This window comes from Phenylobacterium sp. (genome assembly GCF_004297125.1).
In the GTDB taxonomy this organism is placed as follows: Bacteria; Pseudomonadota; Alphaproteobacteria; order Caulobacterales; family Caulobacteraceae; genus Phenylobacterium.
Window position 1 is genome coordinate 259,104 of record NZ_SCVD01000020.1, and the last position, 23,957, is coordinate 283,060.

General features: G+C 70.0%; 19 protein-coding genes. 8 read left to right on the forward strand and 11 right to left on the reverse strand.

Annotated features, from left to right (window positions below; genetic code table 11):
• Positions 1-140: 140 nt before the first annotated feature.
• Complete coding sequence (locus tag EPO51_RS12125) at positions 141-2,438, reverse strand: TonB-dependent receptor (protein WP_293350706.1); 2,298 nt, start codon at positions 2,436-2,438, stop codon at positions 141-143.
• A 77-nt stretch (positions 2,439-2,515) separates the two neighbouring features.
• Positions 2,516-3,790, reverse strand: a complete 1,275-nt coding sequence (locus tag EPO51_RS12130) for an aminotransferase class III-fold pyridoxal phosphate-dependent enzyme (RefSeq protein ID WP_293350708.1) — start codon at positions 3,788-3,790, stop codon at positions 2,516-2,518.
• A gap of 217 nt (positions 3,791-4,007) precedes the next feature.
• Here EPO51_RS12130 and EPO51_RS12135 point away from each other — a divergent pair, with 217 nt between their 5' ends.
• Complete coding sequence (locus tag EPO51_RS12135; RefSeq protein WP_293350711.1) at positions 4,008-5,123, forward strand: hypothetical protein; 1,116 nt, start codon at positions 4,008-4,010, stop codon at positions 5,121-5,123.
• A 191-nt stretch (positions 5,124-5,314) separates the two neighbouring features.
• Positions 5,315-6,124, forward strand: a complete 810-nt coding sequence (locus EPO51_RS12140) for an SDR family oxidoreductase (RefSeq protein WP_293350714.1) — start codon at positions 5,315-5,317, stop codon at positions 6,122-6,124.
• A 113-nt stretch (positions 6,125-6,237) separates the two neighbouring features.
• Here EPO51_RS12140 and EPO51_RS12145 read toward each other — a convergent pair whose 3' ends face one another.
• From EPO51_RS12145 to alr, 5 genes are all read right to left on the reverse strand, one after another.
• Positions 6,238-8,007 carry an NAD(P)/FAD-dependent oxidoreductase gene (locus EPO51_RS12145; RefSeq protein WP_293350717.1) on the reverse strand — a complete coding sequence of 590 codons (1,770 nt, stop codon included), beginning with the start codon at positions 8,005-8,007 and terminating at the stop codon, positions 6,238-6,240.
• A 152-nt stretch (positions 8,008-8,159) separates the two neighbouring features.
• Positions 8,160-8,897, reverse strand: a complete 738-nt coding sequence (locus EPO51_RS12150) for a TetR/AcrR family transcriptional regulator (protein ID WP_293350719.1) — start codon at positions 8,895-8,897, stop codon at positions 8,160-8,162.
• 464 nt (positions 8,898-9,361) lie between these two features.
• Positions 9,362-9,706 (reverse strand): RidA family protein, encoded by a 345-nt coding sequence (locus tag EPO51_RS12155; RefSeq protein ID WP_293350722.1) that lies wholly within the window; start codon positions 9,704-9,706, stop codon positions 9,362-9,364.
• Between the two features lie 32 nt (positions 9,707-9,738).
• Positions 9,739-10,995 (reverse strand): D-amino acid dehydrogenase, encoded by a 1,257-nt coding sequence (locus EPO51_RS12160; RefSeq protein ID WP_293350725.1) that lies wholly within the window; start codon positions 10,993-10,995, stop codon positions 9,739-9,741.
• Positions 10,992-12,134 (reverse strand): alanine racemase, encoded by a 1,143-nt coding sequence (gene alr, locus EPO51_RS12165; protein WP_293350728.1) that lies wholly within the window; start codon positions 12,132-12,134, stop codon positions 10,992-10,994. The genes EPO51_RS12160 and alr overlap by 4 nt, the downstream gene beginning before the upstream one ends.
• A 126-nt stretch (positions 12,135-12,260) precedes the next feature.
• Here alr and EPO51_RS12170 point away from each other — a divergent pair, with 126 nt between their 5' ends.
• Entirely contained in the window at positions 12,261-12,740 is a 480-nt protein-coding gene (locus EPO51_RS12170; RefSeq protein ID WP_293350731.1) for an Lrp/AsnC family transcriptional regulator, read from the forward strand.
• Positions 12,741-12,982: 242 nt separating this feature from the next.
• Entirely contained in the window at positions 12,983-13,957 is a 975-nt protein-coding gene (locus tag EPO51_RS12175; protein WP_293350734.1) for an exonuclease domain-containing protein, read from the forward strand.
• Between the two features lie 202 nt (positions 13,958-14,159).
• Here the strand turns inward: EPO51_RS12175 and EPO51_RS12180 are convergent, their stop codons facing one another.
• Complete coding sequence (locus tag EPO51_RS12180) at positions 14,160-15,368, reverse strand: serine hydrolase domain-containing protein (protein WP_293350737.1); 1,209 nt, start codon at positions 15,366-15,368, stop codon at positions 14,160-14,162.
• Positions 15,369-15,504: 136 nt separating this feature from the next.
• On the opposite strand from EPO51_RS12180, the gene EPO51_RS12185 reads away from it, so the two are divergent.
• The 4 genes from EPO51_RS12185 (at position 15,505) to EPO51_RS12200 (ending at position 18,930) form a co-directional block, all read left to right on the forward strand.
• Positions 15,505-15,990, forward strand: a complete 486-nt coding sequence (locus EPO51_RS12185; protein WP_293350739.1) for an FAS1-like dehydratase domain-containing protein — start codon at positions 15,505-15,507, stop codon at positions 15,988-15,990.
• 8 nt (positions 15,991-15,998) lie between these two features.
• A complete protein-coding gene (locus EPO51_RS12190; RefSeq protein ID WP_293350742.1) occupies positions 15,999-16,439 on the forward strand; it encodes a MaoC family dehydratase in 441 nt (146 codons plus the stop codon).
• Positions 16,436-17,620, forward strand: a complete 1,185-nt coding sequence (locus EPO51_RS12195) for a CaiB/BaiF CoA transferase family protein (protein WP_293350745.1) — start codon at positions 16,436-16,438, stop codon at positions 17,618-17,620. The genes EPO51_RS12190 and EPO51_RS12195 overlap by 4 nt, the downstream gene beginning before the upstream one ends.
• Before the next feature lie 92 nt (positions 17,621-17,712).
• Positions 17,713-18,930: a TetR family transcriptional regulator gene (locus tag EPO51_RS12200; protein WP_293350748.1), complete on the forward strand. Its 1,218-nt coding sequence runs from the start codon at positions 17,713-17,715 to the stop codon at positions 18,928-18,930.
• A gap of 9 nt (positions 18,931-18,939) precedes the next feature.
• On the opposite strand, the gene EPO51_RS12205 is transcribed toward EPO51_RS12200, so the two are convergent.
• Genes EPO51_RS12205 through EPO51_RS12215 form a run of 3 tightly spaced genes read right to left on the reverse strand, consistent with a single transcriptional unit; the run spans position 18,940 to position 23,868 of the window.
• Positions 18,940-20,592, reverse strand: a complete 1,653-nt coding sequence (locus EPO51_RS12205; protein ID WP_293350751.1) for an alkaline phosphatase D family protein — start codon at positions 20,590-20,592, stop codon at positions 18,940-18,942.
• Between the two features lie 34 nt (positions 20,593-20,626).
• Positions 20,627-21,658: an alpha/beta hydrolase gene (locus EPO51_RS12210; protein WP_293350754.1), complete on the reverse strand. Its 1,032-nt coding sequence runs from the start codon at positions 21,656-21,658 to the stop codon at positions 20,627-20,629.
• The gene (locus EPO51_RS12215; protein ID WP_293350757.1) at positions 21,658-23,868 is read right to left on the reverse strand and encodes a TonB-dependent receptor; all 2,211 of its coding nucleotides are present in this window, start codon (positions 23,866-23,868) and stop codon (positions 21,658-21,660) included. Before EPO51_RS12215 ends, EPO51_RS12210 begins: the two co-directional genes overlap by 1 nt.
• Positions 23,869-23,957: the final 89 nt, after the last annotated feature.

Below are 23,957 nucleotides of genomic sequence, written 5' to 3' on the forward strand. Positions count from 1 at the left end.
CGTCTGTCCGTGGATGTGGCGCGATCCGTGCTCAAGACGTCGGGGCCGCGGCCGACGACGGCCGCAGCCCCGGGCCTAGAGGTGCGGCCCTGGGCGACGACCCCTTCCCCGGGTCGCCGCGGCCGACGCCTGCCTCGCCCCTAGAACTTGTAGTTCAGCTCCACCCCGTAGGACCGGGGCGTGCCCATGATCCCCTGCACCAGCCCGAAGGGGTTGGTCAGGTCGAATTTGTCGATGAAGTACTTCTTGTTGCTGAGGTTGCGGACGTAGCCCGCCACTTCCCAGCGCCCCTCCTCCAGGGCGTAGGAGACCCGCGCGTTCTCGGTCCAGTAGCCGCCCTGGGTGGCGTAGTCGTTGTTGGAAACATCGAAGAAGACGAAGCTCTTGTAGTTGGCGTTCGCCTGCAGCTCGAGGACGCCCGGGCCCACCTCGACCTTGTAGGCGGCGCTGAGACTGGCCGAGGCCCTGGGCGCGAGCGGCAACCGGTTACCGGAGTAGTCCGGGGCGCTGGCGTCGCGGCTCGCCACGAACTCCTTCAGCTTCGCGCGCAGCAGCCCGCCCTGGGCCGAGAGCGTCAGGCCCTGGATGGGGATCACGGTCAACTCGACATCGATGCCCTTGGTGGCGGCCTTCTTGGCGTTGTCCAGCACGCTGACCGGGAAGCCGCCGGCCACGACCGGCGCGATCAGCACGAAGACCTGCATGTCGCGATAGTCGTTGTAGAAGGCCGAGGCGTTCAGGGTGACCCGGCGCTCCAGGAAGCTGCTCTTCAGCCCGACCTCGTAGGCGGTGACGTCCTCTGACTTCACCGGCTGCAGCTGCCGCTGCGCCTCGGCCGGCACTTGGCTCAGGAAGCCGCCGTTGAAGCCGCCGCTCTTGAAGCCGGTGGCGATGCTGGCGAACAGCATGGTGTCCCGGGCCACGTCGTAGTTGACGCCGACCCGCCAGGAGAAGGCCGAGTCCGTCTGGTGCTGGTCCGACACCAGCACTGGCGTGATCGGACCGTAGTTGCCCTCGCCGCCCTGCTGGTAACGCACCGAACTGTCGGTCTCGAAGTCCTTGCGCTCGGTGGTGTAGCGGCCGCCGACCACCAGCTTGAGCTGGTCGGTGACCTTGTACTCGCCCTGGCCGAACACCGCGCCGCTCTCGGTCTTCTGGCGGTTGATCCCGTAGCCGGTGAAGGCCAGGCCGTCGCCGATCCCGGGGATGCCGAAGGCGCTGTCGATGCCAAGCAGGACGTCGATCGGCTGGTCCTGCTTGATGATCTCGTGGAGGTAATAGGCGCCGGCCAACCAGCTGTAGCGGTCGGTGGTCCGGGAGGCGCGCAGCTCCTGGGTGAAGGCCATCGACTTGGCGCCGAAGGTGATCTCCAGCAGCCGGCCCGGCGAGGCGTCGCTGTCCTCGGGGTGGCGCTTCTTGTTGCGGTTGAAGGAGGTGATCGACACCAGGTCGATGTCGCCCGCCGCATACTCGCCGCGCAGGTTGAGCCCGAAGTCCTTCACCCGCAGATGCTCGGTGCGGTTGGACGACACGTCCCGGAACTTGGCGGGGGTCCCGAAGCCGTAGAGGTCGGCGCACAGACCCGCATTGGTGTCCGCCGGCGAGCAGAGCGCGCCCGTGGCGTCGAGCGCCCCGAAGTGCCGGTACTGGGTGGGCCGGGTGTCGACATAGCCGCCGTTCACGCCCAGCTGCACCTTCAGATCGTCGGTGGGTTTCCACAGCAGCTGGGCGCGGATGGCGACGGCGTTGGTCCCATTCTCGTCCTTGCCGGTGGCGAGATTGTTCCCCCAGCCGTCGGACGTGGTCCAGGTGGCGGCGAACCGCCCGCTCAGGTCTGAGGTGATCGGCCCGCCGACCGCGCCCTCGACATTGAAGGTGTTGAACGAGCTGTACTCGACATGCGCCCGCGCCGTGAAGCTGTCGGTGGGTTTGGCGCTGACCAGGTTGATGGCGCCGCCGCTGGTGTTGCGGCCGTAGAGGGTCCCTTGCGGGCCTTTCAGCACCTCGACGCGCTCCAGGTCGAAGGTCTGGAAGCTCTGGCTCGACGGGGAGCTCAGGTAGACCTCGTCCAGGTAGACGCCATTCGGGCCGGCGTTGTTGGTGTTGTAGTCGTTGAGCCCGATCCCGCGGATGGTGATGATCGGCTGGTTGCCGGCCCCGGCCGGCAGCGCGATCGACACGTTCGGGGTGAATTGCGCGAGATCCGCGGTGGTCTTGACACCCAGGTCCTGCAGCTTCTCGGCGCTGAACGCCTGGATGCTGATAGGTACGTCCTGGATGCTCTCCGCGCGGTGCTGGGCGGTGACGACCAGCTCCTCCACCTGGATGGTGTCCGCCTGGCCCGCCAGGGCGGGTCCGGCCGCCGCCAGCAGGGCTCCGACCGAGGCCGCGCCAAGCCAGCGCCGACAGACTGCGTGCGTATTGTTCTTGGACCGCATTGCGCTCTTCCCCTCTTGAGCTGTGCTCGGGGGCTGGACGGCCCCCGACTTGCCTGGACGCACCCGCGCCCGCTTCGTCAGTGACCGGCCATCAGCGCCGAGAGCGCCGGATGTGGCTGCAGGCTTCCCCTGCGCTTCTTCAGCGCCTCGAACGCCTCGTCGGTGGCGGCCAGGGTCTGGGCGATGTCCGCCTCGCTGTGGGCCGAGGACAGGAACATGTTGTGGTAGGGGCTGAGGTAGACGCCGCGCTTGAGGCACTCACTCACCCAGCCGTAGCCGATGCGGAAATCCGGATCGTCGTCGAACAGGATCAGCGGCATCTGTACGGGCCCGGTCTGGCGAACGCCGAAGCCGTGGCTGGCGGCCTGCTGCTGCAGCCCTTCGCGGAAGCGGCGGCCCGCGCCGACCAGGCGCTCGAGATAGTCGGTCTCGCGGATCTGCCGCAGGGTCTCGATGGCGGCGGCCATGGGCGTCGCCGAGAACCAGAACGAGCCGGTGACGAAGATCTGCTTGGCGGCCTCCCGCGCCACGTTACTGCCTAGCAGGGCGGAGATCGGATAGCCGTTGGCGAAGCACTTGCCCCAAGTGCTGAGGTCGGGCTGCACCCCGAGCGCCGACCAGCTGCTGCCACGCGCCAGCCGGAACCCGGCGCGCACCTCGTCGACGATGAGCAGCGCGCCAGTCTGGTCGCAAAGCGCGCGGGCGGCGAGCGCGTATTCGAGGAGCGCGTCGTGCTGGTCCGCCAGCACCTCATGGCGGAACGGCGTGGCAAAGACACCGGCCACGTCGCCCTCGTGCGCCTTGAACGCGTCGGCCAGGCTGTCGGCGTCGTTGTAGTCATAGTGGACGACGTGCGCCCGGTCCTCCGCCAGGATCCCCGCGGTCCGCGGCGTGCACCACGGCGCCGCGCCATGGTAGGCGCCGCGCGCCACCAGGATGGTCTTGCGGCCGGTGTGGGCCCGGGCGGTCACCATCGCCATCGAGGTGGCGTCCGTGCCGTTCTTGCAGAACATCGCCCAGTCGGCGTGGCTGACCATGCCGGTAAAGGCCTCGGCCAGGTCGATCATGATCTCGGACGGTCCCGTGAGGGTGTCGCCCCGCGCCTGCTGGGCGGCGGCGGCGGCCTCCACCGGCTCGAAACCGTAGCCCAGGAGGTTCGGTCCCCAGGCGCAGAGGAAGTCGACGTATTCGTTCTCGTCGGCGTCCCAGAGGCGGGCGCCCTTCCCGCGGCTGAAGAACTGCGGGAACTCCGCCGGCATCAGCACCGTCGATTCGTGCCCGTACATCCCGCCCGGAATCACCTGCTCCGCGCGCTCGCGGAGTTCCTGCGCACGCCTGTTCGTCCACGCCATGTGACTACCCCCTCGACCGTCGCCGGAGTGTCCGGCTTCGCTGCAACATTTCGTATATAAATATCTATCAACACGCATTCCCGTAGGCTGTCAAATGGCGTAGTGGCGATATTGTTGCACTGTTTTCTATTAGGGGGAGATCGACGGCATGACGGCTATCCGAGCATCACGGGGGGCCGTTCCTGCCCACGAAACGTTCAATTCAGTCAGCGCCACCATGGTCGTGGGGACCGCCGCCCTGCTGGTCCTGGGGGTGCAGCCGATCCTGCTAGGGGGCCTGATCGAGACCGGGCGGCTGACGGAGGCGGGCCTCGGCCGCGTGGCCATGGTCGAGGTCTTCGCGCTGGCGATCGGCTCAGTGATCGGCCCTTTCGCGATGAACGCCGGCGGCATGCGCCTGAAGGTCATCGCCGCCGCCCTGCTGCTGGCGGCGGTCGACGTCGGCCTCTACGCCGCGCACTCCTCCGCAGCCATCCTGGGGCTGCGAGGGGCGGCCGGCCTGCTGGAGGGCCTGCTGATCGGGGCCGCCGTGGTGGTGATCACCCATACCCGCCGCCCGGACCGGATGAACGGCCTCTTCCTCGGGATCACCACGGCGCCGCAGATCGCGGCGGCCTACCTCCTGCCCGCCCTCATCATTCCCCGCTTCGGCCTCAACGCCGGTTTCGCCCTGCTCGCCGCCGGCGCGGTCGCCGCCGCCTGCGCCGCCCCCTTCCTGGTGGACCGGGTCGAAACCCACCCCGAAGCGCGGGTGCAAGGGATTGTTTGGTCTCCGGCCTTGCTGCTCACTCTGCTGGGCGGCCTCCTGCAGAACGCCGGGATCGGCGCGGCCTGGAACTATGTGGAGCGCCTGGGGGCCCAGCATGGTCTCGCCCCGGCGGTGATCGGCGCCGCCATCGCCGGCAGCCTGTCCCTGCAGTTCGTCGGCGCGCTGCTGTCCGCCTGGCTGTGCTGGCGGCTGCCGGCCCGCCTGATGCTCACCGCCGGCGGGCTCATCCAGGCGGGCGTGGTGGTCGCCATGCTCTCCCGTTCCGACGCCGGCTATATCACCGCCGTCTGCCTGTTCGGCCTGTGCTGGCTCGCCCTGCAGCCCTTCCTGATCCGCGAACTGATCCGCCTGGATCCGTCGCGCCGGGTGGCGATGGTGATGACGCCCGTGGCGCTCACGGGCCTGAGCCTCGGTCCCCTGGTCGTCTCCTTCGCGGTGCGGGCCGGCGACGTCCGCGGCGGCTTCGTCGGCGCGGCCGTCCTGCTCGCGGCTGCCGGCGCCGTCTACGGACTCGCGCCGCGCCTCCGCGCCGCGCCCCGGACCGCCGGCCGCGACATCGCCTAGCGCGCGGCTTGCCATTGATGTACTTTTATCTATTAATAGCCTTCATCCTGAACGTCCCGGCCCCGGTCGGACGTTCGACCTGAATTTCAGTCCAGGTGTTCGACTGAAGCCTGCGTCTCCCGGTTGGGACCGAGGCCGGCGTCACTGGCGCCCGGAGCGGTCTCCTCACACCCCTGCAAGCGAGATCCGCCATGTCATCTGAAGCACGCGTCGTGCTGGTCACCGGGGCGAGCGCCGGCTTCGGCCGCGCCATCGCCGAACACCTGACCGGCCACGGCTACAAGGTTTACGGCGCCTCACGCCAGCCCCAGCCCGGCGGGCCCTTCCCCATGATCGCCATGGACGTCGACAACGACGCCTCCGTCAGCGCCGGGGTCGCCGAGGTGATCGCCCGCGAGGGCCGCCTCGACGCCGTCATCGGCAATGCCGGCATGGGGATCGCCGGCGCCCTGGAGGACACCACCTGCGAAGAGGGCCTGGCGCAGTTCCAGACCAATTTCTTCGGCAACCACCGCCTGGTCCGCGCCGCCCTGCCCCACCTGCGCAGGCAGGATCTGGCCCATATCATCATCGTGGGTTCGCTCGCCGGCCTGGTCGGCATCCCGTTCCAGGGCATGTACGCCGCCAGCAAGTTCGCGTTGGAAGGCTATGTCGAGGCGCTACGCCTGGAGCTGCGCGGCGGCCCCGTCCGCGTAACGGTCCTGGAGCCCGGCGACTTCGCCACCGGCTTCACCTCGTCGCGCCAGAAGGTGGCGGCGAGCGGCGAAGGCTCGCTCTACAAGGCGGCCTTCGACAGAGCGATGGCGATCATCGACGCCGACGAGCGCGACGGCGCCGACCCGGCCGCGATCGGTCCGGTGGTTCGCGAGGTGCTGGAGGACCCGAAGCCGCCCGTGCGCCGCGCCGTCGTCGGTCCGAAACAGGAGGGCGTCGAGACCGCCAAGCGCGACCTCAGCCCGGACGACCTCGAGGACATGATCGCCGACCATTTCCTCCCCTGACCAAGGACGCGCGCCGGCCTCCGGGGACCGGCGCGCATCGCCATTCAGGGGTACTTCGGCCTGATGGCCGGAACGGGCGCGCCAAGCCAGGCGCGCCCTCTTCTTTTTTGAGTTCAGGCCGGAACCGCGTCCGCCGCCGGCGGCTGGTACACATTGATGTTCAGCCCGGCGTGGCGCGCCTTCAGCTGCAGCGCCAGAACCTGTGAATAGAACCGCGACTGGGCCAGGTTGCCGCCGTGGAACCACAGGCCCGGCTGGGCGGTGGGCTTCCACATGTTGCGCAGCTCGCCCTCCCACGGGCCCGGATCCCCGGCCGTCCCCGAGCCGTAGCCCCAGACCTTGCCGATACGCTGCGCCACCTCGGGCGAGATCAGTTCGGCGGCCCACTGGTCCATGGTCCCGAAGCCGGTGGCGTAGATGATCACGTCGCACTCCAGCTTGCTGCCGTCGGTGAGGATCAGGCCGTCCGGCTCGATCCGTTCGATGCCGACCCGCGAGCGCAGCTTGATCACGCCCGAGGCGATCATCTCGGACGCGCCCACGTCGATGTAGTAGCCGGAGGCGCGCCGCAGGTAGAGCAGCGGCATCCCCGTGCCGTCTTCGCCGAAGCTGTGCATGAAGCCAACAGCCTCCAGCCGGGCGTAGAAGTCGGCGTCGAGGCGCGCGATTTCCTCATAGGCCAGGCGATAGACGTCCGGCAGGGTGCGCAGCGGCATGGAGGCCACCAGCAGGTCGGCGCGCTCCGTGGTGATCCCGGCCGCCACCGCTTCCTCGGAATAGAGCGGCGCCAGCAGCTGGGGGATGATCGTCTCCTGCCGCGAGACGTGGGTCGGGTCGCGCTGGACCATGGTGACCTCGGCGCCGTGCTCCACGAGGTCGGCGCAGATGTCGTGGGCCGAGTTGTTGGAGCCGATCACCGCGACGCGTTTGCCGCGATAGGGGGCGCCGCTGACGTGGCCGCTCGAATGGGTCTGCACGCCCGCGAAGGTCTCCATGCCCGGGAAGGCCGGCGTGTTCGGCTTGCCGGCGTTGCCCGTCGCCAGCACCAGGTGCTTCGGGCGCAGGATGAGGGTGTCGCCCTCGCGCCGGACCTCGACCCGCCAAGCCTGCTCCGCCTCATTGTAGGCGGCGCGCACGCAGTCCGTGGAGCCCCAGAAGTTGATCTCCATGATCCTGGCGTAGGCTTCCAGCCAGTCGCCCATCTTGTCCTTGGGCGTGAACGCCGGCCAGCTGTCGGGGAACGGCAGGTAGGGCATGTGGTCGTACCAGACCGGGTCGTGCAGCGAGAGCGCGTGGTAGCGCGAGCGCCACTGGTCGCCGGGCCTGGCCTGGCGGTCGATGACGAGGTTCGGTACGCCCAGCTGGCGCAGGCGCGCGGCGAGGCCCAACCCGCCCTGCCCGCCTCCGACGATCAGGACATAGGGCTGCACCTCGACGCCGAGGGACGCGGCCTCGGCCTCCAGTTGGTCCTTCCAGTTGGCGAGCGGACGCTGCGGATCCACGGCAGCGCCCTTCGGCCGAGCGCGGCCCCGGGCGGCCTCATGGCCCTTCAGGTCGTCGAGCACGGTCAGCAGGGTCTGGCAGAGCCCGTCCTTCAGCCGCACGTAGCCGCGGCCACGGCCGACCGGGGTCTCGAAGGCGATGAACCCTTCCTCGGCCGCGCCGGCCTCCGGCGATTCCGCCGCCCATTGCGCGTCCGCCGTCTCCGGCGTCTCCTCCACCAGCGCGCGGATCGCCGCGCGCCCCTCGAGGGTGCGGATGTCCCAGGTGAAGGCGACCATGTCGCGCCAGAGCCCGCCCTCGGCGAACAGAGCGGCGGCCGCATCGGGCTTGCGGCGCGAGAGCGCGCCCGCGAAAGCTTCGAGCCAAGCGTTGAGCGTCATGTTCTTGGGTCCCCCTGCCCGCCGCTGCGGTTCGCAGGGCCCCGGGCGCAAAGCTGTCCTCGCTGATGTATTATTATCCACTAACAAGCAAGACGTCCAGCCGGACTCAGGGGCGCCGGCCTGGGTCGCGCACCGTCACCGCGGACCGTTCGTCAGGCGACGAAGAGTTGGGGGAGCCGGATGTGCTCGCCGCGCGCCGCGGCCTCAAGGCAGGCTTCGCGCGGCTCGAGACGCGGGGGAAGGAAGAGGCCGCAGTAGGCGACGAAGGCGGACTTTGCCTCCTGGTAGTAATCCTCGGTGATCCGCCCGTTCGCCTCGTAGGAGATCGCGAAGACGGCATCCATCAGCGCGAGCGCGATGTGGAACTTGGTCGCCGCGTCGCGCAGCGGCGGCATGTGGAAGGCGGCGTCCAGGCGGTGGTAGAGCGACTGCGCGATCCCGCGCGTGTAGCCGATGTCCGCCTGCCGGGTCTCCAGGCCGCCGTAGCCGCCATAGAAGATCTTCAGCGCCGGCGGATGGCTGTTGTAGAAGTCCATGGCCAGGCGCTGGTCGATGGCCACTAGGTCCTGCCAGCTCTGCAGCGCCGCGGCCTCCACCGGCTGCAGCCCGAGGGCGAGGAAACCCTCCAGGTAGCGCTCGGCAAGCGCCAGGAAGGCGGCCTCCCGTGTCGGGAAGAAGTGATAGACCGACGCCATCGGCGCATCGGCCGCCTCGCCGATCTGGTAGAGGCCGATGTCGTCCGGGCTCTGCTCGGTGAGCAGCCGCTCCGTGGCGTCCACCAGGGAGTTGTAGCGCACGATGCCGGGACCGCGCGACGGTCGCCGCGGCGCCGATTTCGGCCGAGGCGCTTTCGGCGCCTTCTCGGCGGTCTTGGCCTTCGCCGGGCTCATCGGGGGGCGACCTCGAGGACGACGCGCCGGACCGTCGGCGCACCTGACTTACTAACGGTCCCGCCGCGATTTGGCCAAGGCGCGGCGACCGGTGGCGCAGCGGGCCGGCCGCGCGGGAGCCCATGCGGGGCGCAATGGCATGCCGGCGCCAGCGGGCTCAAGGCTCCAAAGCTTGAGTTGATAGATAAATATCTTCAATTCCAAATGCAACACAACCCTGATGCGACGCCTCCGTGCGGGGGCGGATCGGACAGCCCAGCCAGGCCTGAGCCAGAGACCGCACACGCCGCGATCGGCGCCAGCCCAGCGCCGGCGCGACATGCCTCAGGGTGCTCTCCAGCGCGCGCCCGTTGTAGTCGACGCCCAGCTGGTTCGGGACGGTCAGTTACAGGGTGTCCGCCTCGGCGTGCAGGACGCCCTTCGGCTTTCCGCCCAGCGGGCGTCGAGCTCGCCCGCCGCTTCGCTCACCGGGCGGCGACCACGATGATCTCGACCTTGTAGTCGGGCGTCGCGAGCCTGGCCTCGCCGGTGGCGCGGGCCGGCGCGTCGCGGCCGCCCACCCAGTCGTCCCAGACCTCGTTCATCTCCCCGAAGTCCGCCATGTCCGCCAGCCAGATGGTGGCGCTGAGGATCTTCGACCTGTCGCTGCCGCAGGTCGCCAGCAGCGCCTCAATCGCGGCCAGGACGCCACGGGTCTGCACGGCGACGCTGGCGCCGGGCTCGGCCACCTGGCCGGCGAGGTAGATGGTGTCGCCGTGGATGACGGCCTGGCTCATGCGGTGGCCGGACTGGATGCGTTGGATGGTCATGGGCTCCTCGGAAGGAGAAGGGTTGAGCGGGATCAGGCCGCGTAGCGGGCGATGGCTAGGTCCGCGGATTCGATGTCCGGGGCCCGGCCGTCGATCAGGTCGGCGATGAGCCGGCCGGAGCCGCAGGCCATGGTCCAGCCCAGCGTGCCATGCCCGGTGTTCAGGAAGAGGTTGGGGACGCCGGTCCCGCCGACCACCGGCGTGCCGTCCGGCGTCATCGGCCGCAGGCCCGCCCAGTAGGTCGCGCGGCTCAGCTCCGCCGCGCCGGGGAACAGGCTCTCCAGGCAGTGCTCGAGGGTCCGCTGGCGGCGCGGCTCCAACCCCTGGTCGAAGCCCGACACCTGGGCCATGCCGCCCACGCGGATGCGATCGCCCAGCCGGGTGATGGCGATCTTGTAGGTCTCGTCGAGCAGGGTGCTCTCCGGCGGCAGCCCGGCGGCGGCGATAGGGGCCGTCAGCGAATAGCCCTTCACCGGATAGACCGGCAGCCGCAGCCCCAGTGGCCGCACCAGCGCCGGCGAATAGCTGCCCAGCGCCACCACGAAGGCGTCGCCGGCGATGTCGCCCTGATCGGTGACCGCGGCGGTGACCCTGCCGCCGGCCTGCCGCAGCCGCAGCACGCGCCGGTTCAGCTCGAAGCGCACGCCTTCAGCCTTCGCCAGCCGCGCCAGGGCGTTGGTGAACTTGAAGCAGTCGCCGGTCTCGTCGCCCGGCAGCCGCAGGCCGCCCGCGATCTCGCCCGGGCTGCGCGCCAGCCCCGGCTCGGCCGCGACGCAGCCCGCGCGATCCAGCACCTCGAACGGCACGCCGTCGGCGCGCAGCACCTCGATGTCCTTGGCCGCCGCGTCCAGCTGCGCCTGTTTGCGGAAGAGCTGCAGGGTGCCCTGGCTCCGCTCGTCGTAGGCGATGCCGGTTTCCGCGCGCAGCGCGACCAGCCGGTCGCGGCTGTATTCCGCCAACCGCACCATCCGGCGCTTGTTCACCGCGTAGCGCTCGGTCGTGCAGTTGCGCAGCGTCGCCAGGAGCCAACCCAGCATGGCCGCGTCGGGCTTCGGCCGCAGGATCAGCGGCGCATGCGCCATCATCAGCCAGCGGATCGCCTTCAGCGGCACCCCTGGCGCCGCCCAGGGCGAGGCGTAGCCCGGCGAGATCTCGCCGGCGTTGGCGAAGCTGGTCTCCAAGGCCACGTCCGCCTGGCGGTCGACGACCACCACCTCGTGCCCGGCCCTGGCGAGGTACCAGGCGGTGGTGACGCCGATCACACCGGCGCCGAGGACAATGACTTTCATGCGGGAACCTGCAGGTCGGACACCGCCGCCCCATGGGCGGCGTAGGTGCGAGGGAGACGCGATCCGAGACCGGTGAGGATCTCGTAGGAGACGGTCCCGGCCTGTTCCGCCACGTCCTCGAGCGACTGGTGGGGCCCAAGCAGTTCGACGAAGTCGCCGGCCTCCAGCGCCGACGGCGCCACGCCGGTGACGTCGACCATCATGCTGTCCATGGAGACGCGGCCCACCACTGGCAGCCGGCGCCCGTCGAGGAACGCCGCGCCGCGGCCGCCCATGCTCCGCGGCCAGCCGTCGGCGTAGCCCACCGCAAGCGTCGCGATGCGCGTCGGGCCGCGGGTCACATAGGTCATGCCGTAGCCCACGCCCGTCCGCGGCGGCGCCTCGCGGACCTGCAGGACGCGCGCGCTGAGGTCGACCACGCGCCGCATCGGGTTGGGTCGGCCGGCGACCGGGGCCCCGCCGTAGAGCCCGATGCCGATGCGCACGAGGTCGCCCGGGCGCTGCGGGCGGGTGAGCGCCGCGGCGGTGTTGGCGAAGCTCCGGGGGAAGGGCGGCAGCCGGTCGGCCAGCTCGTCGAAGACGGTGAGCTGCGCGGCGTTCCAGGCGGAGTCGGGCGTGTCGGCGGACGCCAGGTGCGTCATGACATAGTGGACGTCGAGCTCGGCGAGCAGGTCGGGATTGGCGCGCAGCACGTCCACGTCCTCGCGGGTCACCCCCAGCCGCGACATGCCGCTGTCGATCTGCAGGATCGCCGGCAGCCGCGCGCCGCGCGCCCGCGCCAGGCCGTGCCATCGCAGCACCTGGTCCAGCGAATTGAGGACCGGAACCACCCCGGCGTCGGCCGCGGGGGCCTCGGTGCCGGGCCAGAGTCCGTTGAGGACGTAGAACCAGGCGTCCTGCGGCAGCAGGCCGCGCAGGGCGAGCGCTTCGCCGAGCTGGGCAGTGAAGAAGCGGCGGCATCCAGCGGTGTACAACGCCGCGCTCACCACGCCGGCGCCGAGGCCATAGGCGTCGGCCTTCACCACGCAGGCCACCTCCGCCGGCGCGGCGGCCGCCTTCGCCGTCAGGTAGTTCGCGACGATGGCGCCCAGGTCGATGGTGAGCCGGGCGCTGACATCTTCGCTAGTCCCGCACCTCACCGCCAGCTCCCTTGCCCGAACGCCGGAGAAGTCTAGCGAGGCCCCCTTCGAACATCTCACCAACTTGACTTACGATCGCGCGTTGTCGATTTGCCGTTGCAACGGTCCACTGATTAGATGGCACGAATGAGCGCACTCGATCCCATCGATCAGAATCTTCTGCGGCTGCTGCGCCTCAATGGCCGGCGTCCGAATTCGGAGCTGGCGGCCGAGGTGGGGCTATCCCCCTCCTCCTGCCTACGGCGCCTCAAGTCCCTGGAGGATCGCGGCGTAATCCTGGGTTACACGGCGCTCATCGCCGACCCGCAGGCCACGAAGGTGGTGGCGTTCGTCCGCATCACCCTCGAGCGCCAGACCGAGGACGCCATGCGGACGTTCGAGGCGGCGATCCGCAAGCACCCCGAGATCGAGGAATGCTACCTGATGACCGGCGACGTCGACTACATCCTGCGAACCTCGGCCGAGACCACGGCCGCCTACGAGCAGATCCACAACCAGATCCTGGCACGCCTGCCCGGCGTGGCGCGCATCAACTCCAGCATCGCCATGCGCGACGTGTTGCGGCGCGCCGTTCCCCTGCCCAGGCCGGGTGCGCCCGCCGCCTAAGACCGGGCCCAAGCTCTCGCCGCCCAAGCTCAAGCCGTCGTCGCGAGCGCGGCTTCGACTTCGCCGCGACCTGGAACGACCTCGGCGACGATCGCTACATGGCGGACGGCGAGGTGATCGTGTCCCCGAGGCGGGAAGGGTCCGGCTACAATGCGCGACACGGCGCGCTGTGCGGGCGCGGCGGCCTGACCGCTGGCCCCTCCTCCAACGACCCGCCACAATAGGGTCCGGAGGCAAGGACCGTGTCGATTCTGCAGGACCTGACGAAGCAGTTCGGGCTGAAGCCGGCGTCCGAGCTCGACCCGCTCGTCGAGCCGAGAACCACGCCGCTGCCGTTCTTCGCACCGGAGGGACCGTCGACCCGCCCAGAACTCGACTTCGTGGTGATCGACGTCGAGACCGCCTGCCACCGCGTCTCCAGCATCTGCCAGATCGGGATCGTCGGATTCCGCGACGGCCGCGAAGTGCTGACCTACGAGACGCTCGTCGATCCGCAGGATGTCTTCAGCGGCTTCAACACCCGCCTGCACGGGATCGGCGCGAAGCACGTCCGCGGCCAGCCGACCTTCGCCCAGCTCTATACGACGCTCCGCGGACACCTCGGCGGCCGCATCACCGCCGCGCATTCGATGTTCGACCACGGCGCACTGTCGGCCGCCTGCCGGATCGCCGGCGCACCGATGATCCAGAGCCGCTGGCTCGACAGCGTGAAGGTCGCTCGCCACGCCTGGCCGGACCTGCCGACCCACCGCCTCAATGCGCTGGCCGGGCGCCTCGGACTCGAGCACAGGCACCACGACGCCCTCAGTGACGCCAGGGTCGCCGGCTGGGTGATCGTCAAGGCCATCGACCACACCGGCATCGACCTGGACGGCTGGATGGCCGAACCTTGGCGCAACCCCGGCCGACGTCGTCCGCGTCCCAGCCCAGCGTCCAGCGGACCGCTGCTCGGCGAGAAGATCGTGCTCATCGCCTCGCCGCACGACGTCGCCCTACCGGCCGAGATCGCCGCCGCGGGCGGACGCTTCATGGCCAACGTCGGCCGCACGACCACCATGCTGGTCGTCGCCGGCCCCCGGCCGTTCTCCGCCGGCGTGCGGAGCACGAACACCTTCCTGAGAGCCGAAGCGCTGGCCGCCGAAGGCGGCGCCATCGCCATCCTGAGCGCGGACGAACTTCGCGACCGGATCGCGGAGGCGGGCGCCGTCGCCGCCTAGCAGAGCTCGAAGCAGCGGGCGCACCCGACAGGGTGACGCCGATCAGCTGGGCTCGCTTTCACGCCACACCCATGGAATTCCCGGTCGATCCAGGTCTCGACGCTCCGCCCGTTTTCTTGCCAGGAGGGGGCGATGGCCTCGGCGTCACGAGCAGGCCTCCAGGCGGGGAGGAGTCGCCTCGTGCGTCGTTTGCCGACGATCCTCAGCCGTAAATGGCAGCGTGCAGCTTATCCCAGAGCATCTCAGGACTGGGCGGCAGAACCTGTGTCATGAAGACCACCGACAAGCCGTTCGCACGATCGACCCAGAAGGTCGTGCTGGCGGCGCCACCCCAGCTGTACTCCCCGAGTACGGTCGGGACGCCATTTTTCGACGGCGCGACCACCACCGCGCCGCCCAGCCCGAACCCCAGACCATCGCCGCTTCCGCCCAGCCCGAAGGCGGCCAGTTCCGGCAGCTCGGCCAGTTGGTCGGGGCGGAGCTGATTGGTCATCATCGCCGCAACGGAGCCGTCCGACAGGACCCGCTTGCCGTCGAACGCGCCACCGCGACGCAGCATCTCGGCGAACCGCCCGTAGTCGTCGATTGTGGACGTGAGCCCACCCCCGCCGGACAGGCCCGGCACCGGACGCAGGAGCGCACTCTCGCGACCGCGTTCCAGCCGCTCCAGTCCGCCGCCAGGCGCCGGACCGTAGAGCGACGCCAGTCGCGACGCCTTCTCCGGCGCCACGGAGAATGCGGTGTCGACCATGCCGAGGGGCTCGAAGATCCGCGAGGCCATGAACGCATCGAGGGTCTGGCCGCTCGCGCGCTCCACCACCAGGCCGGCGACCTCCAGCGCCATGCTGTAGTGCCAGCGGGCGCCGGGCGGGCTGACGAGCGGCACGCGCGCCAGGGCCTTCGCCAGTCCGTTCAGCCCGCCCGCCGCCGGATCGAACCGCCACGGCTCGAACCGCCCGGCGCCCAGGACTTCCTCGTAAAGGGCCGTCACGGGCGAGCCGGCCTGGAACCAGTACGAGAACCCTGCGGTGTGGGTGAGCAGATCCCGGACCGTCATCGGCCCGGCGCGGGTGGTCTGGATCGAGGCGCCGGTCCCGCCGGCATAGACACCCAGCCCCTCGAATTCCGGGATGAACTTCAGCACGTCGTCGTCGAGCCCGACGCGTCCGTCATCCACCAGGGCCATCACGGCGGCCGCCGTGACCGGCTTGGTCATAGAGAAAATGCGGAAGATCGTGTCGCGCGTCACGGGCTCGCCCGCCTCGCGATCGCGCAGGCCGGCCGCGTGGTAGAAGTCCGGCCTTGCTTCGCGCCGCACGAGCACGCTGGCGCCCGGCACGACACCTCGCGCCACCAATGCGTCCAGCAGAGCCGAGACCCGGGCCTCGCCCTTCACAACCCCACGCGACATCCCGCCTCCTCGTTCCGACCCAGGCTCCGGCAATACCGCCAAAGCTGCTTGATTTACGTTTAAGTACACATATAGGTCATTTCGTAAAATCACCGTCAAGGCCGGAACAGAGCCGGCCGCGCCAAGGGAGACGCGGATGACCTCAGGGCTCGAAACCCTCATCACACCGGAGCTGGAGGCGCTGAAGGGCCAATGGCGTGCGACCACCTGGTCGCCACCGGTCTCAGCGTCGGACATCCGCAAATGGGCCATCGCCACCTGGTGGCCGCAGACCCCGCCCCCGTTGCACTGGGATGAGGCCTACGCCGCCGCCACCCGCTGGGGCGGGATCGTCGCCCCGCCGGACTTCAACCCCTTCGCCTGGCCGATCGTGCGCATTCCGCTGGCGCCGCTGCCGTCACCGAAGGGCGTGAAACTCACCAGCCTGAACGGCGGCCAGACGGAGACCTATGGCGTTCCCCAACGGCCCGGAGATGTCATCGCCGAACGGGTCCGGGTTCAGGACTTCCGGGAGCGCCAGGGCCGCTTCGGCCTGATGCTCTACGTCGATGTCGAGACCGAGTGGACCAACCAGGACGCCGTCCTCGTCCGCCGCCGCATCTCCACCTTCGTCCGCTACTGAGGCGACCGATGACCCAGACGCTGCACTTCGAGGATGTCCGCCTGGGCGACATCCTGCCCGCGTGGACCCGGACGACGGACTTCATGCACTGGAACCGCTACGCCGCGGTCAACGACGAGTTCATGCCGTTCCACATGGACGACGAGGACGGCCGTCGCGCCGGCAACCCCGCAGGCGCTTTCGGCATGGGCAACCTGCGCTTCGCGTACATGCTGAACGCCCTGCAGGCCTGGATCGGCGACGCCGCCGAGGTCCGCGAGCTCACCTGCCGCTACCGGCTGATGAACCAGAAGCACGACGAGCTCACGGTCGTCGGCCGCGTGGTCGCCGCCGACCTGGTCGGGGACGAGGGGCAGGTCCGGCTGGAAATCGACGTCACCAACCAGGAGGGCGAGTCCACCTGCCCCGGCCACGCGATCGTCATCCTGCCCCGTCGGGCCGCGACATGACCGCCACGGCGCCGCCCAGCCCCCTGGCCGGCTTGCGCGTCCTCGACCTGACGCGCGTTCTCTCCGGCCCCATCGCCGGGCGCATGCTCTGCGACCTCGGCGCCGACGTGGTGAAGGTCGAGCCGCCGGAAGGCGACGTCAGCCGGCTGTGGGGCCGGCAGGTCGCCGGGATCGGCGGGTTCTTCCACCAGCAGAACGCCGGCAAGCGCAGCGTCTGCCTGGACCTGCGCGTCGCCGAGGGGCGGGACCTGGCTTTGCGACTGGCCGGCCGCGCCGATATCCTGATCGAGAACTTCCGCCCCGATGTCATGCCCCGCCTAGGCCTCGGGTATCCGGAGCTGCGGGCGGCCAATCCACGGCTGATCATGCTCTCGATCTCCGGCTTCGGCGCCGGCGGTCCGCAGTCCCGTCGCGCCGCCTATGCCTCGGTCATCCACGCGGAATCCGGACTGCTCGCCCGCAGCGCGCGGATGTCGACCGTCGGCGCGCTGTCGGACCTGCCCTGGAACGCGGCCGACACCAACGCCGGCCTCCACGGGGCGATCGCCATCCTTGCGGCCGTGCTCCTGCGGGCCCGGACCGGCCTCGGACAGCACATCGACCTCGGCATGCTGGACGCCAGCCTGGTCACCGACGACAACCTGCACCTGGCGCTCGAAGGCGCCGAGGATCTGCAGGGCGCGCCGCCTGACGTCTGGCCCAGCGGCGCCGGACCGCTGCTGGTCGCGGCCGACACCCGGCTGATCTGGCGACGGCTCGCCGAGGTCCATGGCCTCGCCGACCCGGCGGCGCCCAGTATGCCCCAGGCGGAGAAGATCCGTTTGCGGCGCGCCGCCATCGCCGCCTTCCTCGCGGCCCTGCCCGATTGGGCCACGGTCACGACCGCCATGGACCGCATGAACCTCGCCTGGGGCGAGGTGCGCGAGGCCCGCGATCTCGAACGGCACCCCACGGTGCGGGCGCGCGGCGCGATCGCGCAGGTGGATGACGGCGCCGGCGGACGCCGCCCCATCCCGCAATCGCCCTACCGCTTCAGCGACGCGACCAGCGAGGTCCGAGGTCCCGCCGCCCGTCGGGGCCAGCACAACGGCGACGTCCTCGAAGACTGGTTGGGCCTGGGCGCCGCGGATGTGCGTCGGCTCGCGGACGCCGGGGTCCTGCTCTCGGGAGCGCCGCCATAGGGCGCCCGCACGATACCGAGGCCGCTCGTCACGGACGCGCCGAACCGCTAGGCTCGCCGCCGGTTTCGCACCCACGAGGAATGTCGTTGTCGGTGAGCGCAGTGGCTGATCCCGCGACAGGGCGGGAACGGGAGATCCTCACCGTCGCGTCCGCCCACCTCAACACCATGGGCGTGTCGGTGGAGTGGTTCTCCGATATCGCCGACACCCTCGGGCTGACCCGGCCGGCCCTCTACAACTATTTCGCGGATCGCGAGGACCTGCAGTTCCGCTGCTATTTGATGGCCTGCGACGAGCTCGGGCAGCGCTTCGACGTGGCCCAGGCGAGCCATGAGGATCCGGTCGACACCCTTACCGGCTTCCTCGCCATCAACCTCACCGCCGCCCCCGAACTGGCGGTGATGAGCGAGCTCGCGGCGCTGCGTCCGGAGCAGCGCGACGCGGTCACCGCCCGGCAGGACGGGCTCGTGACCCGGATCGCCGGCGAGATCCGGCGGGGGATCGACGCGGGCCGCATCCGCGACCTCGACGCGCGTCTGCTGGCGCGGACCCTGCTGGGCCTGGCGAGCTGGCCCTCGCTGCTCAGCCGCTGGGGCTCGCCCGCCGACCGCACGCTCCTGACGCGCGGCGTCCACAGTTTCCTGCTGCGGGGCCTGGCCACGCGGCCCGCGGAGGCGGCGCCGTTGCCGGAACGCCTCGCGCCGCTGGCGCCGGTGAGACCCGACCTCTTCTCCCGGGCGGACATCAGCGCGGCCCGGCGCGAGAGCGTCCTGATCGCGGCGTCCGCCCTGTTCAACACCCGCGGCATCGGCGCCACCCGCGTCGATGACGTCGCCGAGCGCCTGGGTCTGAGCAAGCGCATCGTCTACCACCACGTCGGCCAGAAGCAGGACCTGGTCGACGCCTGCGTCGAGCGGGCCTACCGCTACTCTGCGGCCCTGATGTCCGCCGCCGAGGCCTTCGAGGGTCCGCGGATCCAGGCGCTGACGACGGCGATCCGCGACATCGTCCTGGCCAACAGCGATCCGGCCGCCTGCATCATGGTCCCCTACGTGGGCTACGGCCAGGTCGGCGCCGCCGAGCAGGCGGCGGTCCGCGGCCACGTCGCCCGCATGATCGGCGGCTATCGCACCCTGATCACAGCCGGCATCGCCGAGGGCAGCCTGCGGCCCATCGACGTCGAGGCCGTCCTGCTCGCCTTGCCCGGCCTGTTCTGCTGGAGCGCCAACGCCCCCGACCAGTCCGCCGACGATGTCGCGAGCCGTGCGGAGCTCCTGGCCAGCATAGCCGCGCGAGGGATCCTGGCCTGACCGCCGGCGTCAGCCGGCCAGCGCCAGCCCGCCATTTCGGCGGACCACCCGGGCCCTCCGCAGGGTGACCGTCGCGTCCGCGGCGGACCGGGAGGTGTCGACCCCGATGAAGTCCGCGGTGGCCGCATCCGGTCCCAGCACCACCCGAACGTAGCCGCAGTGGTTGCTGTCGGTCCATTGGACCTCCGAATTGTGCCGTGTGTAGAGCCCGTCCAGCGTCCGGATCAGCTCGGGCTTGAACCGCGCCATGGCGAAGGAGGACGGCATGGTCACCCCCGCGGTCCCGAGCTCGACGCCCATCGCGACGCCCGCGTCGTCCGCCAGTCGGTTGCACCAGAACGCGTGGCTGTCGCCGGTGAGGACCAGCAGGTCCTTCGCTCCCGCGCCCTGGCAGAGTTCGTAGAAGGCTTGCCGTGCGCCGGCGTATCCGTCCCAGGCGCCGGTGGTGTCCGGCAGGTCGTTCTCCGCCAGCCAGAGGATGTCGGTGTACCGGTCAAGAAAGGCCAGTTCCGGATGGTCCTCCGGCCGCAGGCCACCTCGCCGCAGGTTCGGGACGAAGTTGCGGCCCAGCAAGGTCCCGTTGCCGATGATCCGCCAGGGCTGCTTCTCGGCCACGGACGCCTCTAGCCCGGCCTTCAGCGCCGCCTTGCCGCGCTGGGACATCATCTCGCGACTGCGGTCCCCCAGCACGTCGCGCAGGAAGGCCGCCCGCTCCGGCACGGTCCGCAGCCTGTCCTTCCACAACCTGTAGTCCACCGGCTGGCTACGGGCGGTCAGGCGCGTCTCCAGCGTGCACATCGTCGCCAGATCCCCGAACCGGTAGGTCCGCCAGGCCTCCAGCGGGTCACCGCCCGCCGCGGGATCGCGCACCGGCATCCACTCGTAATACGCCTGAATCGCAGCATCGCGACGCGCCGCCCAGGCGCCTTCGGTTCCCGGCTGGTGGTTCTCGGCGCCGCCCACCCAGCTGTCGTTGGCGACCTCGTGGTCGTCCCAGAGGGCGATCAGGGGATGGGCTGCGTGCAGGGCCTGTGACTGGGGATCGGCCTTGTGGCTCGCATGGCGGCGCCGGTAGTCTTCCAGTGTCACGGTCTCATGCGGCGGGTCCGCCGACTGCAGGAAGCGGTCCGACTGCTTCAGCAGGTCGTCGCCATATTCATAGATGTAGTCCCCGGTGTGGAGGACGAAGTCGATGGCCGGGTCCTTCGCGGCCGCGCCATAGGTATTGAAGTATCCCAGCGAGCGGCTGGCGCAGGACATCAGCGCGATCCCCAGACGATCCAGCCGTCCGGCGGGCAGCGTTCGCGACCGTCCGACGGCCGAGGCCTGCCCTGCGGCCCGGAACCGGTAATGATAGCGATCGCCCGGCGCCAGGCCGTCCGCGACCACCTTCACGGTGTGGTCGCGATCCCGGCGCGCGACGACGGTGCCCGAGCGCACCACGGACCGGAACCCAGGATCGCGCGCCACCTCCCATGCCACCGGCAGCGACGGCTCCGTGGTCGTCACCCGCGTCCAGAGGACCACGGAGTCCGGCGTGGGATCGCCGCTCGCGACCCCGTGGGCGAACAGCGTCCCGGCCGCTTCGGCGGCCCCTGTGGCGGCCAGGGCGGCGGCGCCCACGATCAGGCCCATCCCGGCGCGGCGCGTGACCTCGGTCATCTGGCATACCCTTCGTGGTCGGCGCCTGGTCTGCTCATGCGCGGCAGAAGCGGGCGAGGTCGGCGGCGGTGTCGCGGCTGATGTCGGGGCAGCAGAGGAAGATCTCCGTCCCGTGGGCCGTGCCCATCACCTGGCGGCAGCGCGCCGGCACGCCGGCCTTGAGCAGCAGGCGGTAGAACCCGACGCCCTCGTCGCGGAGCGGATCGCACTCGTTCACGCTGATGATCGTTTCGGGCAGCCCCTCGACGTCCGACACCGATGCGAAGCCCGGCCAGGCCAAGGGATCACGCGCCGCGAAGGCGTCGATCCCGTAGCCCACCCGGCCGCGATTGCTGTGCAGGTCGAGGACCAGGCCGTTGTTGGCGACCGAGGAGGGCAAGTGGTCCTGCGGCCAGAGCCCGGCGATGTAGGGGCACAGGGCATAGAGCCCGCGGACCAGCCCGGCGTCCCCCTCGCGCGCCAGCCGCATTCCGGTCGCCAGGGTCAGGTTGCCGCCGCCGCTCTCGCCCGCCACCACGATGCGGTCCGCGTCGATCCGCAGACGCTCCGCGTTGATCCGCAGCCAGCGCACACCCGAGACGCAGTCGTTGAGACCGGCCGGATAGGGCGCGACCTCCGGCGCCGAAGACGGCCGGACGCAGTTGCGGAAATCGACCATGACCACGGCCACGCCCTGGGCGGCGATGATCTTGCCCCAGCCCCGGTACATCCCGTTGAAGCACGACATGATCTCCATGCCGCCGCCGTGGATGTAGTAGACGCAGGGCAGGATGTCGTCGCCCTCGGGCCGGATCACCTGGACCTGGATTTCATTCCCATCCGGCGAGGAGACGAAGCGCTCCCGCGAGATCGACAATCCCTCCGAGGGAGCCACATCCTCGGTGTCCAGGGCGTCCCCCCAGGCCGCCTGGCCGGCGGCGATCATCTGCCCCATCTCGCTGGCCTCGAACGCCAGGATCTCGACGCGGCTCCCAACGTCCGCCGCCGGTGGAACCGGCGGCATCTGGGCGAACAGCGCCTTGATCCGCGGGTCGATGCGCGGATCTTCGGCCAGCTTGGACGCCATCAGAACCGCGCCCGCAGCTCGACGCCCATCTGCCGCGGCGGGGCGTAGGTGGAGAACCGCGCCCCATAGGCGTCGGTCGCCCCCAACTGGGCGAGGTAGTGTTCGTCGCCGGCGTTCGACACGAACCCGCGGGCCGTGTAGCGGCCATCGGGGCTGTCCCAGACCACGTTCAGGTTGATCACCTCATAGGCCTTCTGGCTGTCCAGGGCGGTGTTGAACTCCCGGAAGTAGATCCGCGACGAGGCGTAGATGTCCGCGCGCAGCGTCAGCCGGCCCAGGTCCGACATCGAGGTCCGGTACTGGGCGCCCAGGCTGCCGGAGGTCTTCGGCGCCCGGTTCAGCCGCTTGCCGTTCAGGTCCTGCACCCCGGCGGCCAGGTTCAGGGTGTCCGTATTTGTGAAGCCCGCGCCGTACTGGGCGTCCAGAGCGGTGAACGTCGCGTCGAAGGAGATGTGCTCGCTCGCCTGCCAGGCAGCCTGGATTTCCAGACCCTTCACCCGCGCCTTGGGCGCATTCACCACCGGGGAGCTCAGGCCTCGGATCTGGGTCACCTGGAAGTCGGTGTAGTCGTAGTAGAAGAGGGTCGGGTTGAAGGTCACCGAGCCGCCCAGGGCGCGCACCCGCAGGCCCGTCTCATAGGCGGTGATCTTCTCCGGCTGGTAGATGGTGTCGCAGCCGTTGACTCCGCCGTCCTTGAAGCCGCGCGAGACCGTGGCATAGGTCCCGACGTCGTCGCTGACGTCGTACTGCACCCCGCCGCGCGGGGTGAACGAATGGAACGTGGGGTCCGTCTCCACCACGTTGCAGCTGACGATGCTGGGGAGGATGACGCCCGGCGCGACCTGCACGCGGTTGATGATGGTCGTCGAGCGCGAGGTGACCTTGTCCTCCGAATACCGCGCCCCCGCCAGGAGACGCAGGCGGTCGGTGACGTTGAAGACGTTGTCGGTGAAGACCGCAGCCGACTTCACCCGATAGGGGAAGGACGCGCTGGTCAGGCGGGCGGCGGGCGCCAAGCCCGCGGCCGGGTAGCCCACCGGGAAGTCGAACTGGGTGAAGGCCTTGAGGTTGTCATTCATGTAGAAGGCGCCGACCAGCCAATCCAGACGCCCGGCGTCGCCGCTCAGGTTGAACTCCTGGGAGACCGTCGTGGACTTGGCGACGTCCAGCAGCGGCGAGAACGCGATGTTGGTGCCGTCCGAGTCGTAGAGCCCCTCATATGAGTACCAGGACCAGGCGGTGATCGACTTCAGCTTGGCGCCGGCGAAGTCCACCGTGGCCGTCGCCGATCCGCCGTAGGTTTCCAGCGTCGAGGACGGCTTCAGATCGGCGCTGAACCGCAGTGGTTTCAGCGGCGCGATCGCGCCCGCGAAAAAGGGATTGCCGGCGATCGCGCCGGCGCTCGGCGGCGAGTTCAGCTGCAGCCACGGGAACCCCCCTTCCCGCCGCAGGTAGTAGGCCGCCAGCTCGACCTCGGCATTCTCTGCAAGATCCGCCGCCACCTTGAAGCGCGCGCTGAGGGCCGATCCCTTGTCGGCCTCCGGGCCGCCCGGGACCACGTTCTTCACGAAGCCCTTGTTGCGGTCCGTGTAGTCGAGCACCAGCCGCGTGCGGACCTTGTCGCTCAGCGGCACGTTCAGCACGCCGTTCAGATGGTAGTCGTCGTAGCTGGCGTAACCGGCCAGCACCGAGCCCTCGAATTCGCTCGACGGCGAAGCGGTGACGAAGTTCACCGCGCCGCCGGTGGCGTTGCGCCCGTAGAGGGTTCCCTGCGGACCCCGCAGCACTTCGATCCGCGCCAGATCGATCTGGCCGAGCCCGCCGGTCAAGGTCCGCGACTGATAGACCCCGTCCACGTGAACCGCGACGCCCGGCTGGGCGGTCGCGCCATATTGGTTGAGGCCGACGCCGCGGATGCTCACGGCCGTCACCCCCGCCAGCTTCCCGGCGACCAGGCTGGGCACATGGAACTGCAGGTTGGTGGCGTCGGTGATCCCCTGGCGCTGGATCGCCTCGGCCCCCAGCGCCGAGATCGCGCCGGGCACGTCCTGCACCGACTGCTCGCGCTTCTGCGCCGTGACGATCAGTTCCTCGAGTTGCGCGCCGCCCTCAGCCCCGCCTCCAGCCTGGGCGAGCGCCATAGAGGGCGCGGCCAGGATCAACGCCATCCAGGACGCGGTGGCGGTCAGGCGATTCTGCGGCGTCGTCATGATCATCTCCCCAAAGACCGGCCCGCGGCCCTTCGTTGCTACATCGCCGCCTCTGCGGGTGGCTTATTTACGTATGCGTACATCTTGTA